Origin of the sequence: Saccharothrix sp. NRRL B-16314, assembly GCF_000716595.1 — a bacterium.
GTDB lineage: Bacteria > Actinomycetota > Actinomycetes > Mycobacteriales > Pseudonocardiaceae > Actinosynnema.
Genome location: NZ_JNXC01000005.1, coordinates 216,569 through 233,448, shown reverse-complemented (window position 1 = coordinate 233,448; position 16,880 = coordinate 216,569). Strand labels below are relative to the sequence as shown.

Below are 16,880 nucleotides of genomic sequence, written 5' to 3'. Positions count from 1 at the left end.
CCATGCTGCACGGCAGGTCCACCGAACTGGCGGTGGTCGATGGACTCCTGGCCGACGCCCGTGCCGGGCGCAGCGGTGTGCTCGTGGTGCGCGGCGAGGCGGGGATCGGCAAGTCGGCGTTGCTCGCCCACACGGGGGTGAGCGCCGCCGCGGGCGGCTTCCGGATCCTGCGGGGTACGGCGATCGAGTCCGAGTCGGTGGTGCCGTTCGCCGGGTTGAGCCTGATCCTCGGCGGCGTCGTCGACCGCCTCGACTCCTTGCCGCCCAACCAGTCCGCCGCCCTGCGCAGCGCGCTCGGCCTCGCACCTCCCGACGGCGGCGCCTGCTACCTGATCGGTCTGGCCGTCCTCACCCTCCTCGCCGACCTGGCCGAACAAGGCCCCGTCCTCTGCCTGGTGGACGACGCGCACTGGCTCGACGAAGGCTCCACGCACGCCCTCGTGTTCGCCGCGCGCCGTCTCCAGGCCGAGGGCATCGCCATCGTCTTCGCCGCCCGCGACCTGCACGCGCCGCCGTTCCCCGCACCCGGTCTCCCCGAGCTGCGCCTCACCGGCCTGACCCCCGAAGACGCCACCGCGCTCCTCGAAGAGCACGCCGCAGACCTGCCGCGTTACGTCCGCGACCAGATCGCCCGTGAAGCGCGCGGCAACCCGTTGGCGCTGCTGGAACTCCCCGCCGCCCAGCGCGAGGGCCACCTGCCGTCCGCGCACGGCTACCGCGTCGCCGCCCTCCCCACCCACAGCCGCATCCAGCAGACCTTCGCCGACCGCATCGGGGCGCTGCCCGAACGCACCCGCACCCTCCTGCTGGTCGCCGCCGCCGACGACACCGGCGATCCGGGCGTGGTCTTCAAGGCCGCCGGCCTGCTCGGCGCGTCCGTCGACGACCTCGAAGTCGCCGAGCACCGCCAACTCCTGCGCTCCGACGAAGGCCGGTTGACGTTCCGCCACCCCCTGATCCGCACCGCCGCCTACCAGAGCGCGTCCCTCGTGCGCCGCCTCGCCGTGCACAAAGCCCTGGCCGACGTCGTCGACGACGCACACCGCAGCGCGTGGCACCTCGCCGCCGCCACCACCGAGCCGGACGAGGACGTGGCCGCGGCCTTGGCGCGCACAGCCGAGGACGCGCGCGGCCGTGGCGGGTACATCGCCGTGGCGTCGGCCTACCAGCGCGCGGCCGACCTGAGCCCGGACCCGGCGCAGCGGGGGCACCGATTCGCGGCGGCAGCGGGTGCGGCCGGTGCGGCGGGCCAGTTCGACCGCGCGGCGGCGTTCGCCGAGCAGGCGTGGGAACTGCTGCCGGACCACGTCGACAAGGCGCGGGTGGCGCGCATCCAGGCCAGGCTGGCCGGCGAGCAGGGACGTCTGGCGCAGGCGTCGCAGCAACTCGTCCGCGCGGCGATGTGCGCCAGGAAGACGGAGCCGGACCTGGCGGGGGAGATGCTGTTCTTCGCCGCGCAGCACTCGTGGGCCGGGCGTGACCTCGACGCCGTGCGCGCCATCGCGGCACTGGCGGCCGACCTGCCCGGAGCCGACGACACCCGACTCACCGAGCAGGCGGCCACGGGCCTGGACGGCGCCGACGTGCCCGGTGGCATGGCGGCGCTGCGGGCACTGCTCGGCTCGCGGTACGTCGCCGGACCGGAGCACGCGATCAACGCGTGGTGGTACCTCGTGCTGGGCGACGACCGGGCCGCCTACGACTGGGCCGCCCAACTGGCACACCACTCCCGTGCCCAGGGCGCGCTCGGCGTCCTGCCCCGCGCCCTCGCGTACCTGGCGCGTGGCCGGCTGCACCTCGGGCAGCACCGCGACGCCCGTGCCGCCGCCGAGGAGGGCATGCGGATCGCGGCGGACATCGGCCAGGAGTTCAGCGTCGGGTTCCTGGCGAGCGTGCTCGCCGAACTGGCCGCCATCGAGGGTGACGACGTCCGGTGCTCGGAACTCGTGGCGACGCTGACCGGCGGTCCGCCCCAGTCCGTGCGGGCCGCGTGCGCGCTCGCCCTGCTGGACCTGGGTTCCGGCCGGCACGACGCGGTGCTGGACCGGCTGGCCGACGTGGCCGCCGGCGCGCACCGCCTGTACGCGATCTCCAGCCTGCCGGACCTGGTCGAAGCCGCCGTCCGGACGGGGAAGCACGCCACCGCCGAGGACGCCGCCGCCTGGTACGACGAGTGGGCGCGGGGCACCGGTCAGCAGTGGGCGCAAGGGGTCGCGGCGCGCTGCCGCGCCCTGCTCACCGACGACGAGCAGTGGTTCACCCGAGCCGTCGACCTGCACCGCGCCGACGCGGGCCGCCCGTTCGAACGCGCCCGCACCGAGCTGGTCTACGGGGAGTGGCTGCGCCGGGCCCGGCGCAAGTCCGACGCCCGCACGCACCTGCGTTCCGCGTCGGACGTCTTCGAGCGCCTGGGCGCCACCCCGTGGGCGAACCGGGCCCGCACCGAACTCCGCGCCACCGGCGAGAGCCGCGCCGTCCCCGGCCCCGACCCGCTGAGCACCCTCACCGCGCAGGAACTCCAGGTCGTCCGCCTGGCCGCCGAGGGACTGACCAACCGGGACATCGGCGCCCAGCTCTTCCTGAGCCCGAGGACCGTCGGCTACCACCTCTACAAGGCCTACCCGAAGCTGGGCGTGACCTCCCGCACCGCCCTGACCCGCCTGTCACTCCCGTGACCGGCCCGCCCTGACCGCACCGCCGCGAGCGGTCAGGTGATGCGGACGGCGGCGACGGGGCGTTGCGCCACGGTGAACGTGCCGGCGGACGACGTGTTGACGCTCCACCGGTACCGGGAGAACCCGCCGGTGGGGTCCGAGGCGTAGAACATCATGTGCCCGTAGCCCGCGCCGTCCGTCTGGGCGGTCGCGTTGAAGATCCGGTTGTCCGGGAACCGGAAGTAGTTGCCCACCCCGAACACGCCGTGCGGCTCGGACGTGCAGTCGACGACCTCCACCGCGTACTGCGTCTCGTCGGTGAAGTTCAGGCTGGGGCTGGGTGCGGTGTAGACGCCCTTGACCGACCGCACCATCACCACGTGCCCGGTGTTGGTGTCCTGGTCGTTGCGGTAGTCGATGGCGATCAGGTCGCCGGGACGGAGGTCCGCCACCGCGGTGACGGGCTCGAAGCGCGGGATCTCCCGCTCGGCGAACGCCGCCCGGTAGTCGCGCGCGAACGGGCTGGCGAAGCCGAAGTGCCGGCTGAAGAACCTCGGAGTCGCCCACCCGTACGTCCGCCGCAGCACCGCGGTCAGGAACGACGCGCACTGGCTCTGGTTGACCCAGCCCGACGCGTCACCGGGGGAGCCCCACCGGACCACGTTCGGCTGGTCCGGCTCCTTGTACGTGTTGTTGCCCAACGGGCACGTCGGCAGCGACAGGTAGCCGACCAGCTGCTCGGCTTCCAGCAAGTGCGGTGTGGACGTCTGAAGTGGACGCGCAGCCGGGGCCTCGGCCAACGCGGTCGTCCCGAGGGTCGCGGTCACCCCGACGGCAACCGCCGTTCCCCCCAGGAACGATCTGCGCGACAGGTCCATCGTGCGACTCCCCCTTCGATACGGGCCCGCACACCGTAGTCGAAGGGGGTGAACCGCACGCTTCGGTTCAGCGCACGTAGACCAGCAACACAGTGGTCAGCACGGTGCACAGGGCGAGCATCGTGGCGATCCCGGTCATGGCCGCACCGGCCGACAGGAGCACCCTGGTGAGCATGCCGAGCACTCGGCGGAGGAGTTTTGCCAGGCCCATGACCAGCGCCATCGCGCCCAGCATGACCATGACGACGACGGGCGACCACTCGGTGGTCCCGGACGATTGAGCTAACGCGGTGAGCATGTTCATAGCGACCCCCGGATGGCTTCCTGGGTGAACTTCACCTAGACTCACTGAAATTGACTGAATCTCAGTAACTTGAGGGTAGGGCAGCTGTACTTGACTGACAACCCCCTTATGCGGTTACCAGGGCGCGGTTTTTGCACGCGATAGTGTATGTTTCCCTCTTCAGCTGATACGCTGAAGTTCACTGAAGGGGCGCTCGGACGTGTCGGATGTGGTCGTGACCGGGGATTCCCCCTCGTTGGCGCACCGCCTGCGGGCGCTGCGTGAGGAACAGTGGCCCGACGTGCCGATCACGCAGGGAGACCTCGCCGAGGCGTTCAGCGCCGAGAAGCCGGCCAGCGTCCCGCTCCTGTCGTCGTGGGAGAGCCGCACCAGGCCCAAGACGCCCCCGCTGCACCGACTGGCCTCCTACGCCACGTTCTTCGCCACCAGGCGCTCCGTCGCCCACCGCCCCTACCGGCTGATCCCGGTGGACGAGCTGACCGCCGACGAGCAGCGCGTCCGCGAAGAGCTCCTGCGCGAACTCACGGGCCTCCGGGCAGTCGAACAGCGCGAAGTCGGCGTCACGTCCCCGGCGGAACCGTCCGACCGCGGCTTCTGGTACTTCGACGACCGCCACGTCATCACCATCGTGGTGGCCCAGCTCCCGGCCGACATGCGGGCGAAGATGCCCTACTCGGACCCGACCCAGCCGGACTACGTGGAGCTCTACACGTACGCCGACCTGGACGCCCTGATCGAACTGCACGGCCACATCCGCGCGACCAACCCGCGCAGCCAGGTCAACTTCCGCATCGCCTCGGACCTGGAACCGGACGACTACACCACCCACCTCGTGCTGCTCGGCGGCGTCGACTGGAACCTCGTCACCCGAGAGCTGCTGACCCGGGTCGACCTCCCGATCACGCAGGTCTCCCGGCACGACGAGGCGGAATCCGGCGGGTTCCTGGTGCGCCGACCGGACGGCGGGGAGACACTGCTGTCGCCGAAACTGGACACGTTCCGGGGTCGGGAAGTGCTGCACGAGGATGTCGCCCACTTCTACCGCGGGCCGAACCCGTTCAACCACAAGCGGACGGTGACGATCTGCAATGGCCAGTACGGCCGGGGAACCCTCGGCGTCGTGCGGGCACTCACCGACGGCAGGTTTCGCGACCGCAACGCGGAGTACCTGGCGACGCGCTTCGCGGGCGAGGCCGCCTACAGCATCCTCACCAGGGTGTTCGTGGTGAACGGTCAGGTGGTCACACCGGACTGGAACACGCCCGAGTCCCGACTTCTCGAATGGCCGGAGGGCCGGAGTTGAACGTCGCAGCCCCTGCGCCGGTCACGCACCACGATCCGCACCACGCTCCGCAGCGGTCCCGATCGGCGAACCACAACGCGTCCCACCGACACCTGCTGGCCCGGGACGAGGTCGCCGAGCCGGCGAAGGTGGACGCCATCATCGTGCCGACCTCGCGACCCGCGGCCTACCTGCACAACGTCGTCGCGCTGGCGAAGCACCACCGGTGCACGCTCGTCACGTTGTGCAGCCGCCGCTCGTCCGCGGACGCCGCCACCGCCCTGGCCGCACGGGCGGGGGTGGAGATCGTCGCGGTCGACATCGCGGAGGTGTCCGCCGACCTCGTGCCGGAGTTCCGGACGACGACGATGCTGCGCGGGCGCGGCGGCAGGTTCGACCGCCGCACCGACACCAGCCTGAAGCGCAACCTGGGGCTGCTGCTGGCGGCCGTTGCCGGGTGGGAGCGGATCGTCTACGTGGACGACGACGTCATGATCCCGCGCCCGGACGACCTCGCCGACGCCGTCGGCCTGCTCGACCGCTTCACCGGGGTCGGGCTCTCGGTCGGCGGTTACCCGGACAACTCGGTGGTCTGCCACGCCTACCGCGAAGCCGGCGGCGCCCAGGACACGTTCATCGGCACCGGCGCACTCGCCGTCGGTCGGGAGTCGTTCACGTCGTTCTTCCCGAACATCTACAACGAGGACTGGTTCTTCCTGCTCGACGACACCGGGCTGGCGCCGTCCGCGGTGACCGGGCTGGCCATCCAGCAGCCGTACGACCCGTACCGGGACACGATGCGGGCCCGCACCGAGGAGCTCGGCGACTGCCTCGCCGAAGGGCTGTTCGGCCTGCTCGACACCGGTCACGGCCTGACCGACGCCACGGTCGCGTACTGGCGGCAGTTCCTCGGTCGGCGCAGGCGGTTCATCGACGAGGTCATCGCGATGGTCGGCGACGCCGAACTGGACGCCGCCGACAAGACCAGGATGATCGCCGCCCTGAAGGCCGCCGGCGGGCGCAACCGGCTCATCGAGCCGCAGCTGTGCGCGGACTACCTGGCCGCCTGGCGCGAAGACCGGCAGCTGTGGCGCGACCACGTCGAGGCGCAGCGGCGTCGGCACGGCGGTCAGCGGCTGGAGAAGCTGCTGGCCGACCTCGGCCTCCTGCACCACTACCGCCCCGGTCGTCAGGCGAACGGGTAGCGGCTCCCATGTGTCGGAACGCTCAGTTCCACGCGCTCGCCGGCGATTAGGCTCGCCTGCTGGAACGTGGACGAGCGGGAGGCGTGGCATGACGAGCACCGATGGTCGGCAGAAGTGGCTGACCGTCGCCGAGGAACTGGCCACGGCGTTGCGGGTGGACGCGGGGGAGCGGGATCGGCGCGGTGCGGAGCCGGTGGCCGAGGTCGACGCCCTGCGGCGGTCCGGTGTGCTGGCGATCGACGACTGGGCGACCCAGCAGGCGGTCACCCGGGTGGTCGGCGCGGCCGACGCCAACATCGGGCACCTCCTCGGGTACCACTACCTCCAGGTCTGGCGCAGCGGCCTGTTCGACAGCGCGCCCGTCGGCGACGACGTGTTCCGCGCCGGCATCTTCTCTGCCGACATCTTCTGGGCAGGCGTCAGCAACCCCCTCGACGCGGCGCTGGAGCTGCGGCCCGTCGACGGCGGGTTCGAGGTCACCGGGCGCAAGACGTTCGCCACCGGGGCCTCCGTGGCCGACCGGCTGGTGGTCAGCGCGACCGACACCGAGACCGGCGACAAGGTGACGTTCACCCTCGACGCGAAGGCCGAGGGCATCACCTACGCCGGCGACTGGGACAACATCGGCCAACGCCTCACGGCCAGCGGCGGCGTGGTGTTCGACCACGTGCACGTGCCCGCGGACCAGGTGCTGGGCGTGCACGACGAGACCAGCCCGCGACTCTCCCTCGCCGGCCTCGGCTTCCAGCTCGCGCTCGCCCAGCTGTACGTGGCCATGGCCGAAGGCGCGCTGGCCGAAGCCGCCCAGTACACCCGCACGACGACCCGCCCGTGGTTCCTCAGCGGCGTCGACAGCGCCACGGCCGACCCGTACATCCTCGGCACCTACGGCGAGCTGGTGTCCGAGACGCAGGCCGCCGGGTTCCTCACCGACCACGCCTCGGACAAGCTGTACCAAGCCTCCGAGCGCGGCGCCGACCTGACCAGGAACGAACGCGCCGAGACCGCCGCCGCCATCTCGTCCGCCAAGGTCGTCGCCACGAAGGTGGCCAACCAGACCACCAGCCGGGTGTTCGAGCTGTGCGGCGCCCGCGCCACGGCGGCCGGGTACGCGTTCGACCGGTTCTGGCGCAACGCGCGGACGCTCACGCTCCACGACCCGGTCTCGTACAAGGCGCGCGAGGTCGGCGCGTACTTCCTCACCGGCGAGCACGCCCCGTTCACCGGGTACAGCTGATGGAACCGCTGCTCGCGCGCAGCGTGCGCCTGGAGGACGACGGTGTGCACGTCCTCGACCGGCGGAACTTCCCGTTCGAGCGGACCTGGGTGCGCTGCGGCACCGTCGCCGAGGTCGCCAAGGCCATCGAGGACATGGTCACGCAGTCCTCGGGCCCGTACTTCGCCGCCCTGTGGGGCATGGTGCTGGCCGCCCGCGAGGCACGCGGACTGCCGCGTGACGAAGCCCGCGCCCAGCTCGACCGGGCCGGGCAGCTGCTCATCGCCACCCGCCGCACCAACAACCACCTGCGCAAGGCGGTCGCCGCGGTGCTGGCCGGCGTGGACGAGTCGGACGACGTAGAGGCCGGTGCGCTCAAGGGCGCGAAGGCGGGGGACGAGCGGTACCGCACGCGCAGCCGGAAGCTGGGCGAGCACACCGCCGAGCTGCTGCCGGACGAGGGCGCGGTGCTCACGCACTGCTGGGCCGACCTCTACCTGACCGAGACCGTCACCGCTGCTCAGGCGCTGGGCAAGCGTTTGCGGTTCGTCTGCACGGAGACCCGCCCGTACCTCCAGGGCGCCCGCCTGACCGCGGAGACGCTGGGTGAGATGGGCGTCGACACGACCCTCATCACCGACGGCATGGGCGCGGCCGTGATGTCGACCGGCCAGGTGGACGTGCTGCTCACCGCCGCCGACCGGGTCACCATGGACGGGCACGTGGTCAACAAGGTCGGCACGCTCGGCCTGGCCGTCGCGGCGCACGCGTTCGACGTGCCGTTCCTGGCCATGGTGCAGGCCCCGGACCGGCTCGCGCCGACCGCCGCCGACGTGCCGATCGAGTACCGGCCCGGCGACGACGTGCTGCACACCCTCGGCCGCCGCACCGCCACCGAACGGGCGCGCGGCCTGTACCCGGCGTTCGACGTCACGCCGCCGCGGTTCGTGACCTCGGTGGTGACCGACCGCGGTGCGTACGCTCCGCACGGCCTGGCCGATTACTACGTTGAGGAACGTCCATGAGTGAGTGGGTTGTGCTGGACATCGAGGGCACGCTCAGCGCCACCGACCAGGTCCTGGTCACGCTGTACGACTACGCCCGGCCGAGGCTCGGCCCGTGGATCGACGAGCACCCCGACGACCCGACCGTGGTCGAGGCCGTCGCGCAGATCCGTGAACTGTCCGGTGTGGACGGTGGCACGGACGAGCTGGTGCGCGTGCTGCACGGCTGGATGGACGCCGACCAGAAGGTCACCCCGCTGAAGACGTTGCAGGGCCTGATCTGGCAGCGGGGCTACGCCGTTGGCGACCTCGTGGCCGAGTTCTTCCCGGACGTCGTGCCCGCCCTGCGCAAGTGGCACGACGAGGGCAAGGACCTGGCGGTGTTCTCGTCGGGTTCGGTGGCCGGCCAGGTGGCGTTCTTCGCGCACACCACGGACGGCGACCTGACCTCGTTGTTCCAGTACCACTTCGACACCGTGAACGCGGGCCCGAAGCGCGAGGCCGGGTCGTACCTGAAGATCGCGTCCGCGCTCGACGTGCCGGACGCCGCCGACATCACGTTCTACTCGGACGTGCCCGCCGAACTGGACGCCGCCGCCGAGGCGGGCTGGCGGACGGTCGGCGTGGCGCGTCCCGGCGAGCCCTACGGCGACGCGGACTTCGGTCCACACCGGACGGTCGAAGCCCTGTGACGCCGGGCGAGGCGCTGGCCGCGGAGTGCGCCCGGTACACCGCGATGGGCTGGATGCGCGGCACGTCGGGCAACCTGTCCGTGGTCGTCGACCGCGACCCGCTGCGGCTCGCGGTGACGGTCAGCGGCAAGGACAAGGGCGAGCTCACGCCCGAGGACGTCGTGATCGTCGACGCCGAGGGGCGCACCGACGACCCGGTGCGCGTGCCGTCGGCCGAAGCGGGCCTGCACGGGCGGATCGCGGCGGTGTCCGGTGCGGGCGCGGTGGTCCACGTGCACGCCCTCGCGCCCGTCGTCGCGGCCGAGCACTGGCCGGGCGGCGTCGAACTGCGCGACCTGGAGATGCTGAAGGGCTTCGGGCGGCAGGCGCACGACGACCTGGTCGTGGTCCCGGTCGTGCCGAACAGCCAGGACATGCGGGTGCTCGGCGACGCGTTCGAGGCCGGGTTCCGCGCGGACGTGCCGGCCTTGATCGTGGCCCGGCACGGGGTGTACGTGTGGGGTGACGACCTGCACCAGGCCCGGCACCGGCTGGAATGCCTGGAGTGGCTGTTGCGCTTCGAAGCCGAAACCCGCAGGAGGTAGGCGCGATGACGTTGCTGACCGTGTGGCCGGACACCGACCCGGGGACCGCGGTGGTGCGCACCGCCGATCCCGCCGAGATCGCGGTGGAGCTCAAGCAGCTGGGCGTCCGGTACGAGCAGTGGCCGGTTGTACCCGATGTGACCAGCGAGAACGCGCTGGAGGTGTACGCCGAGCAGGTCGCCCGCGTGACGGAGGCGGAGGGCTACACCCTGGTCGACGCGATGGAGATGACGCCGTCGGACGACCCGGCGTGGCTGGAGTCCGCCGGCCAGGCGCGGCTGAAGTTCCTGGCCGAGCACACCCACGACGACGACGAGGACCGGTTCTTCGCGCGTGGCTCCGGGGTGTTCTACCTGCACGTCAAGGAGCGGGTCTACGCGATCCTGTGCGAGGCGGGAGACCTGCTGAGCGTGCCCGCGAACACCACGCACTGGTTCGACATGGGCACCCGGCCGGACTACGTGTCGATCCGGTTCTTCCACGACGACGAGGGCTGGGTCGGCAACTTCACCGGCAGCGACATCGCCCGGTCGTTCCCGACCTTCGACGTGATCACGGCGGGCCGTCGAGCGAGCTGATCTCGGCGGCGAGGTTGGCCTTGGCCCGCGCCTCCCACCGCGCACGCGCGTGCGGCGTGACGTACAGCGGGTCGCGCTCGGCGAGGGCGCGCAGGACTCTCGCCCGGCCGACCCGCCACGCGTCGTCCGGGACGTGCGCGTACTCGGTGCGCACGGCGGTCCGGTAGCGCTCGTAGGCGGCCGGGTCGGAGCCGAGGACGGCCAGGTCGGCGTCCAGGAGCAGGCACGTCAGCGGGTCGTCCGAGGCGTGGTCCACGGTGGCCAGCACGAGGCGCGCCACCTCGTCCGCCTCGGGGAGGCCGGCGAGCCGTTCGCGGACCCACTCGGCGCTGCGCCGCTCGTCGTCACCCGGCTTGCCGTCGTAGACCACGTCGTGCGCCAACGCGGCGAGCGTCAGCACGGCCCTCTCCCGCGCGGTGCGGTCGTCGGCTGCCGCGAGGACGTCCACGTCGCGGACGACGGCCAGCACGTGGTCGGTGTTGTGGTAGCCGCGATGGGGCTCGGCGTAGCGGTCCGCGAGGTCACCGGGGTCGTGCGCGCCACCCAGCTCCCGGACCGCCCCGTGCCACCGCGCGATCAGCTCATGCATCCGGCAACCTCACCGTGAAGGCCGCGCCGCCCTCGGGCGCGGGACCGGCCTCGATCGTGCCACCCAGCCTCGTCACCAGACCGTGCACCAGCGCCAACCCGACGCCGGTGCCGACCGGCCGCGACCGCTCGTACTTCGCGTGCAGCGCGCCCTTCCGGAACGCCACCCGGTAGTCCTCCTCCGACAGCCCCGGCCCGCCGTCGCGCACCTGCAGCAGCACGTCGCCGAGCGACAGCACCACCGGCCGACCGGCGGGCGTGAGGCGCAGGGCGTTCTCCAGCAGCCCGTCCAGCACCTGCCGCAGCCGCCGGGGGTCGGTGGTGCGGACGGTCGGGTGCGGCGGCAGTTCGAGCCGGAACTCGACGCCCTTCGCCGCGCACCGGGCCCGCCACACCTCGGCCGCGCCGGAGACCAGGTCGGTCAGGTCGACCGGGGCGAGGTCGACCCGGAAGTCGTCCGCGCCCAGCCGGGCCAGGTCGAGCAGGTCGGTGACCAGCCGGTCGAGCCGGTGCGCCTCCTGCTGGATGGTGCGGCCCACCACCGGCACGTCCGGCCCGGACACCACGCCGTCGGCCAGCGACTCGGCGAACCCGGTCACCGCCGTCAACGGCGTGCGCAGCTCGTGCGACACGGACAGCAGGAACTCGCGCTGCCGGGCCTCGCTGCGCGCCAACGCGTCCGCCAGCGCGTTCACCGCCCCGGCGACCTCGGAGACCTCGGCCGGACCGTGCTCGGGCGCACGCAGGTCCCGCCGCCCGCCGCTCATCGTGCGCGCGACCGCCGCCGTCTGCCTCAACGGCCGGGCGACCAGCTTGCCGAGCACCAACCCGGCCAGCGCCGCCACCAGCAGCCCGACACCCAACGCGAAGGTGATGTTGCGCAGCAGCTTCCGCCCCGGTCCGTCGCCGGTCGCGGTCTCCTGCACGAGCGCGACACCGGGTCGGACCTCCACGAGCCGGGTGCCGACGGTGGCGGACTCCTTGCCCGTCGCCCGCACCGCGCGCACCGCCTGCGGGTCGCCGACCAGGCCGCCGTCCGGGCCGATCAGCACCACCGCGATGCCCTGACCCCGCAGCACCTCGACCACCCGCAGCCGACCGGCCCGGCCCGTCTCGCCGACCTGCTCGGCCACCACGTCCGCCTGATCCGCCAACGCCTCGCGCATCACCTCGCGGGACGCCGTGAGCACCAGCCGGGCCGACACCAGACCGGCCACCACCACCGCCACCCCGGCGACGGCCAGGCACAGCGCCGTGATCCGGAACGCCAGACTCGTCCGCCTCACAGCCCCACTGCCCTGCCCAGCCCCACTGCCCTTCACGGCGCCTCGGCCGAATAGCCGACACCGCGCACGGTCCGGATCGGACTGCCGTCACCGAGCTTCGCCCGCAACTGGGCCACGTGCACGTCCACCGTCCGCGTGCCCGCCGCCGCCGCGTAACCCCACACCGCGCTGAGCAGCTGCTCCCGCGCGAACACCCGCCCCGGCTGCCGCATCAGGTGCGCCAGCAGGTCGAACTCGGTCGACGTCAGCCCCACCTCGACGGCACCCACCCACACCCGCCGCCGGTCGCCGTCGAGCCGCACGTCCCCGACCACGTGCACCGGCTCGACCTGCGGCGCCGACCTCCGCAGCACGGTGCGGACCCGCGCCACCAGCTCACGGGGGCTGAACGGCTTGGTCACGTAGTCGTCCGCGCCGAGCTCCAGCCCGAGCACCCGGTCCACCTCGTCGTCCCGCGCGGTCACGAAGAGGACCGGCGTCCAGTCACCCGCCGCGCGCATCGCCCGGCACACCTCGACCCCGTCCAGACCGGGCAGGCCGACGTCCAGCAGCACCGCCACCGGCTTCAGCCGCCGCACCGCCGCCAACGCCGCGTGCCCGTCCGCCTCCACGTGCACCCCGAAGCCGTCGCGCCGAAGGTAGAGGCCCACCAGGTCGGCGATGGCCCGTTCGTCCTCCACGACCAGCACCAGTCCGCGCACGCCGCGAATCGTGGCACGGGAGACGGGGCGATCAAGGCCGCGACGACGTTCGGGTTCGGTAAAGGTCCCGCACCCCGCACCCGGATTTCGCGCACCACAGCCGACGTGTCCACGCGTGGACGTTGATTTTCCACCCGGTTGTGTCATAACGGATTGGCATCGAAGTGAGTGGTCCAAACGGATCGCACCGATAGTCCAAACGGCGGATCGAATCGGTCGGCCGGGCATTACTTCGAGCCACGTGGGAGCGTCCATGCGCACGGCATCTCGCACTTTGTTCGGAACAGCAGCACTCCTGTTGGCCACGGTCGCGGTGGGCGTGTTCACCGCCGGCGCGTCGGCCCAGCCGGACGACCCAGACCCCGGAGACCCGCGCGCGACCGCTGTCGCGGGCAACATCGACATCGGCCAGCCCGGTGACGCCTGCGACGCGGTGGGCCTGCCCGGCAACGAGGCGGTGTTGCCTCCCGGCACGTACACCACTGACGGCACCTTCATCGACATCAGCGCGTACCCGCCCGGCACCGTGATCACCGGTGTCGTGGTGAAGGGCGGCCCCGCCTACAACATCTACCCGGCCGGCAACCTCGGTCCGCTGCCCTGGCAACTCCTGCACTCGCCGCTGAACGAGAGCGGCGAGCCGGCCAAGATCAGCCACTGGTTCGTCTGCGTGGACGTTCCCGCGACAACGACCACCACGGCCGTGACGACCACGTCCGTCCCGACGACGACCGCCCCGACGACGACCGCCCCGACCACGACGACCTCGCCGGGTGTCTCCACGACCACCAGGCCCGGCGCCACCACGACCACCAAACCGGCCGTGCCGACCACGACCACGACGAAGCAGGCCCCTGCCGCCGTCCCCGGCTCCGATGACGATCTCGCGGCTACCGGCTTCAACGGCCTGTGGCTCATCATCGGGGGATCGGCCCTGGTTGCGGGCGGTGCGGCAGCACTCATGGCGTCGAAGCTCCGCCGTCGTCCCCGGCCGTGAGCCTGGTCGCGGCAGTTGCCCACATCACTGACTCATAACGATCGGGCGGCAACCCGTTTCATACGAATGGGCTACATCGATAGAGGGATGGCCGATGCGGTTCGATCCATCGGTCACCCCTCGACCCCTGCGGAGCAGCACCATGCGCATGAACCCCCGCCGCCTGTTCGGAGCAGCGACGTTGCTCGCCGTGACCACAGGTGGTCTCTTCCTGGGCGGCACAGCCTCGGCGACGCCGACCCCCGTCGAGCCCGACCCGCGCGCGGTCATCGTCGAGGACAACCTCGAGTGGAACCACCCGAACGTCTGCGCCAAGGCCGGCCTGCCCGGCACGGCGATGGACGGCGACGACTCCGAGACGGCGACCCTGCCCCACACCGCGGACGGCAAGCGGTCGATCACCATCACGGGCGGCCTTGAGGGCTACATCGTGACCGGTGTGGTCGTCAAGGGCGGCAACGACTCCAACGTCTACTTCGTCGACCCGCCGGAGGGCACCGAGCCGCTGGGCGAGCTGGACTGGGAGAAGCTGGTCGCGCCGAACAACTCCAGCGGCGCTCCGGCGGACATCAGCCACTGGTTCTTCTGCGTGGAGGTGGACGACTCGGTCACCACGACCACGACCGCCCCGGAGACCACCACCCCGGCCACCACGGTGACCACCACCGAGGCGCCCGGCGCGACGACGACCACCACGCCGGACACCACGGTGACCACCACCGAAGCCCCCGCGACGACCACCACCACGGAAGCCGGCGCGGTGGCCGGCCCGGGTGACGACGACCTGGCCAGCACCGGCTTCGACGGCGGCTGGATGCTGATCGTCGGCCTGGCCCTGGTGGCCGCGGGCGCCGCGTTCGTCGCGTCGCCGAAGCTGCGCGGCCTGCTGCGCCGCTGACCCGGGTCGATCCGGAACAGGACCCGGAACAGGACCCGGAACGACACGGAGGGCCGCCCCCGCGAACCTGCGGGGGCGGCCCTCGGTGTGTGTGACCTGCGCTACCTCACTTGATCCAGGGGGCGGCCCAGCGCAGACCGCCGCGGCGCCCCGGTCTACGATCCGATGAGCCGGCGGCGCCACCCACCGGCAATGCCAGAACCAGACAGTGCAGGAGGCACCGTGACGGCCGTAGCCCCGCAGCCGATCGCAACGCGGCCCTTCGGGACTCGCGACGCGGTCAAGGGTTCGTTCCTGCTGCGGATGTTCCGCACCACGGACCACAAGCAGATCGGGATCATGTACCTGGTCACGTCGTTCGCCTTCTTCATGGTGGGCGGCGCGATGGCCATGCTGATGAGGACCGAGCTGGCACGCCCCGGTATGCAGTTCCTGTCGCAGGAGCAGTTCAACCAGCTGTTCACCATGCACGGCACGGTGATGCTGCTGCTCTACGCGACCCCCATCGTGTTCGGCTTCGCCAACTTCGTGCTGCCGCTCCAGATCGGCTCGCCGGACGTCGCGTTCCCGCGGCTCAACGCCTTCTCGTACTGGCTGTACCTGTTCGGCGGCCTGATCGTGATGGCGGGCTTCCTCACGCCGGGCGGCGCGGCCGACTTCGGCTGGTTCGCCTACACCCCGCTGTCGAACGCCATCCACTCGCCCGGCGTCGGCGCCGACCTGTGGATCTCCGGCCTGATCGTCGGTGGTCTCGGCACCATCCTCGGCGCGGTCAACATGATCACCACCGTGGTCTGCCTCCGGGCGCCCGGCATGACCATGTTCCGGATGCCGATCTTCACCTGGAACATCCTGGTGACGTCCGTGCTGGTGCTGCTGGCGTTCCCGATCCTGACCGCCGCGCTGTTCGGCCTGCTGGCGGACCGCCACCTCGGCGCCCACGTGTTCGACCCCGCCAACGGCGGCGTGATCCTCTGGCAGCACCTCTTCTGGTTCTTCGGGCACCCCGAGGTCTACATCGTCGCGCTGCCGTTCTTCGGCATCGTGTCGGAGATCTTCCCGGTGTTCAGCCGCAAGCCGATCTTCGGCTACAACGGCCTGGTCTACGCGACGCTGGGCATCGCGGCGCTGTCCGTGGCGGTGTGGGCGCACCACATGTACGCCACCGGCGCGGTGCTGCTGCCGTTCTTCGCGTTCATGACGTTCCTCATCGCGGTGCCGACCGGTATCAAGTTCTTCAACTGGATCGGCACGATGTGGAAGGGGCAGCTGACGTTCGAGACCCCGATGCTGTTCAGCATCGGCTTCATCGTCACGTTCCTCTTCGGCGGCCTGTCCGGCATCCTGCTGGCCGCCCCGGCGATCGACTTCCACGTCTCCGACACGTACTTCGTGGTCGCCCACTTCCACTACGTGCTGTACGGCACGATCGTGTTCGCCACCTTCGCGGGCATCTACTTCTGGTTCCCGAAGATCACCGGCCGGATGCTGGACGAGCCGCTGGGCAAGCTCCACTTCTGGACCACGTTCCTCGGCTTCCACGCCACGTTCCTGGTGCAGCACTGGCTGGGCAACGAGGGCATGCCGCGCCGGTACGCGGACTACCTGGCCAGCGACGGCTTCACCGCGCTCAACACGGTCTCCACGATCGGCGCGTACATCCTGGGCGCGTCCACGCTGCCGTTCATCTGGAACATCTTCAAGAGCTACCGCTACGGCGAGACGGTCACGGTCGACGACCCGTGGGGCTTCGGCAACTCGCTGGAGTGGGCCACGTCCTGCCCGCCGCCGCGGCACAACTTCACCGAGCTGCCGCGCATCCGCTCGGCGCGCCCGGCGTTCGAGCTGCACTACCCGCACATGATCGAGCGGCTGCACACCGAGGCGCACGTGACGTTCACCGGCAAGGCGATCGCCCACGAGGACGCCAAGCGCGCCCCGTCCGAGGTGGCCGCCGGCGCGGTGCAGTCGGGCACGGCGTCGGAGAACACCGAGAGCGACCACAAGTAGCGC

General features: G+C 71.5%; 16 protein-coding genes. 11 read left to right on the top strand and 5 right to left on the bottom strand.

Annotated elements, in window-relative coordinates; genetic code table 11:
- Positions 1 to 2 precede the first annotated feature (2 nt).
- Positions 3 to 2,675: an AAA family ATPase gene (locus tag OQ02_RS12285; RefSeq protein WP_033438471.1), complete on the top strand. Its 2,673-nt coding sequence runs from the start codon at positions 3 to 5 to the stop codon at positions 2,673 to 2,675.
- Positions 2,676 to 2,707: 32 nt separating this feature from the next.
- Here the strand turns inward: OQ02_RS12285 and OQ02_RS12280 are convergent, their stop codons facing one another.
- Both OQ02_RS12280 and OQ02_RS12275 read right to left on the bottom strand, forming a co-directional pair.
- Complete coding sequence (locus OQ02_RS12280) at positions 2,708 to 3,481, bottom strand: hypothetical protein (protein ID WP_231499981.1); 774 nt, start codon at positions 3,479 to 3,481, stop codon at positions 2,708 to 2,710.
- A 118-nt stretch (positions 3,482 to 3,599) separates the two neighbouring features.
- Positions 3,600 to 3,836 carry a hypothetical protein gene (locus OQ02_RS12275; RefSeq protein WP_033438469.1) on the bottom strand — a complete coding sequence of 79 codons (237 nt, stop codon included), beginning with the start codon at positions 3,834 to 3,836 and terminating at the stop codon, positions 3,600 to 3,602.
- 214 nt (positions 3,837 to 4,050) lie between these two features.
- Between OQ02_RS12275 and OQ02_RS12270 the strand changes: the two genes are divergently transcribed.
- From OQ02_RS12270 to OQ02_RS12240, 7 genes are all read left to right on the top strand, one after another.
- Positions 4,051 to 5,139, top strand: a complete 1,089-nt coding sequence (locus tag OQ02_RS12270) for an XRE family transcriptional regulator (RefSeq protein ID WP_156076999.1) — start codon at positions 4,051 to 4,053, stop codon at positions 5,137 to 5,139.
- Positions 5,136 to 6,323 carry a hypothetical protein gene (locus tag OQ02_RS12265; RefSeq protein WP_156076998.1) on the top strand — a complete coding sequence of 396 codons (1,188 nt, stop codon included), beginning with the start codon at positions 5,136 to 5,138 and terminating at the stop codon, positions 6,321 to 6,323. Before OQ02_RS12270 ends, OQ02_RS12265 begins: the two co-directional genes overlap by 4 nt.
- 88 nt (positions 6,324 to 6,411) lie before the next feature.
- The gene (locus OQ02_RS12260; RefSeq protein WP_051772195.1) at positions 6,412 to 7,560 is read left to right on the top strand and encodes an acyl-CoA dehydrogenase family protein; all 1,149 of its coding nucleotides are present in this window, start codon (positions 6,412 to 6,414) and stop codon (positions 7,558 to 7,560) included.
- Positions 7,560 to 8,564 (top strand): s-methyl-5-thioribose-1-phosphate isomerase, encoded by a 1,005-nt coding sequence (locus OQ02_RS12255; protein WP_033438467.1) that lies wholly within the window; start codon positions 7,560 to 7,562, stop codon positions 8,562 to 8,564. Before OQ02_RS12260 ends, OQ02_RS12255 begins: the two co-directional genes overlap by 1 nt.
- Positions 8,561 to 9,235, top strand: coding sequence for an acireductone synthase (mtnC, locus tag OQ02_RS12250; protein ID WP_033438466.1), 675 nt, complete (start codon positions 8,561 to 8,563; stop codon positions 9,233 to 9,235). Before OQ02_RS12255 ends, mtnC begins: the two co-directional genes overlap by 4 nt.
- Complete coding sequence (gene mtnB, locus OQ02_RS12245; RefSeq protein ID WP_033438465.1) at positions 9,232 to 9,819, top strand: methylthioribulose 1-phosphate dehydratase; 588 nt, start codon at positions 9,232 to 9,234, stop codon at positions 9,817 to 9,819. Before mtnC ends, mtnB begins: the two co-directional genes overlap by 4 nt.
- Before the next feature lie 5 nt (positions 9,820 to 9,824).
- Entirely contained in the window at positions 9,825 to 10,397 is a 573-nt protein-coding gene (locus tag OQ02_RS12240) for a 1,2-dihydroxy-3-keto-5-methylthiopentene dioxygenase (protein ID WP_033438464.1), read from the top strand.
- Here the strand turns inward: OQ02_RS12240 and OQ02_RS12235 are convergent.
- The 3 genes from OQ02_RS12235 to OQ02_RS12225 are packed head-to-tail and all read right to left on the bottom strand — an operon-like array spanning position 10,372 to position 12,972.
- Positions 10,372 to 10,986: an HD domain-containing protein gene (locus OQ02_RS12235; RefSeq protein WP_033438463.1), complete on the bottom strand. Its 615-nt coding sequence runs from the start codon at positions 10,984 to 10,986 to the stop codon at positions 10,372 to 10,374. The genes OQ02_RS12240 and OQ02_RS12235 overlap by 26 nt on opposite strands.
- Complete coding sequence (locus OQ02_RS12230) at positions 10,979 to 12,271, bottom strand: HAMP domain-containing sensor histidine kinase (RefSeq protein WP_033438462.1); 1,293 nt, start codon at positions 12,269 to 12,271, stop codon at positions 10,979 to 10,981. Before OQ02_RS12230 ends, OQ02_RS12235 begins: the two co-directional genes overlap by 8 nt.
- A gap of 32 nt (positions 12,272 to 12,303) precedes the next feature.
- A complete protein-coding gene (locus OQ02_RS12225; protein ID WP_231499980.1) occupies positions 12,304 to 12,972 on the bottom strand; it encodes a response regulator transcription factor in 669 nt (222 codons plus the stop codon).
- A gap of 253 nt (positions 12,973 to 13,225) precedes the next feature.
- On the opposite strand from OQ02_RS12225, the gene OQ02_RS12220 reads away from it, so the two are divergent.
- The 3 genes from OQ02_RS12220 (at position 13,226) to ctaD (ending at position 16,877) form a co-directional block, all read left to right on the top strand.
- Positions 13,226 to 13,969, top strand: a complete 744-nt coding sequence (locus OQ02_RS12220) for a hypothetical protein (RefSeq protein ID WP_156076997.1) — start codon at positions 13,226 to 13,228, stop codon at positions 13,967 to 13,969.
- 142 nt (positions 13,970 to 14,111) lie between these two features.
- A complete protein-coding gene (locus OQ02_RS12215; protein ID WP_033438461.1) occupies positions 14,112 to 14,867 on the top strand; it encodes a hypothetical protein in 756 nt (251 codons plus the stop codon).
- Positions 14,868 to 15,089: 222 nt separating this feature from the next.
- Entirely contained in the window at positions 15,090 to 16,877 is a 1,788-nt protein-coding gene (ctaD, locus tag OQ02_RS12210) for an aa3-type cytochrome oxidase subunit I (protein ID WP_033438460.1), read from the top strand.
- Positions 16,878 to 16,880 lie beyond the last annotated feature (3 nt).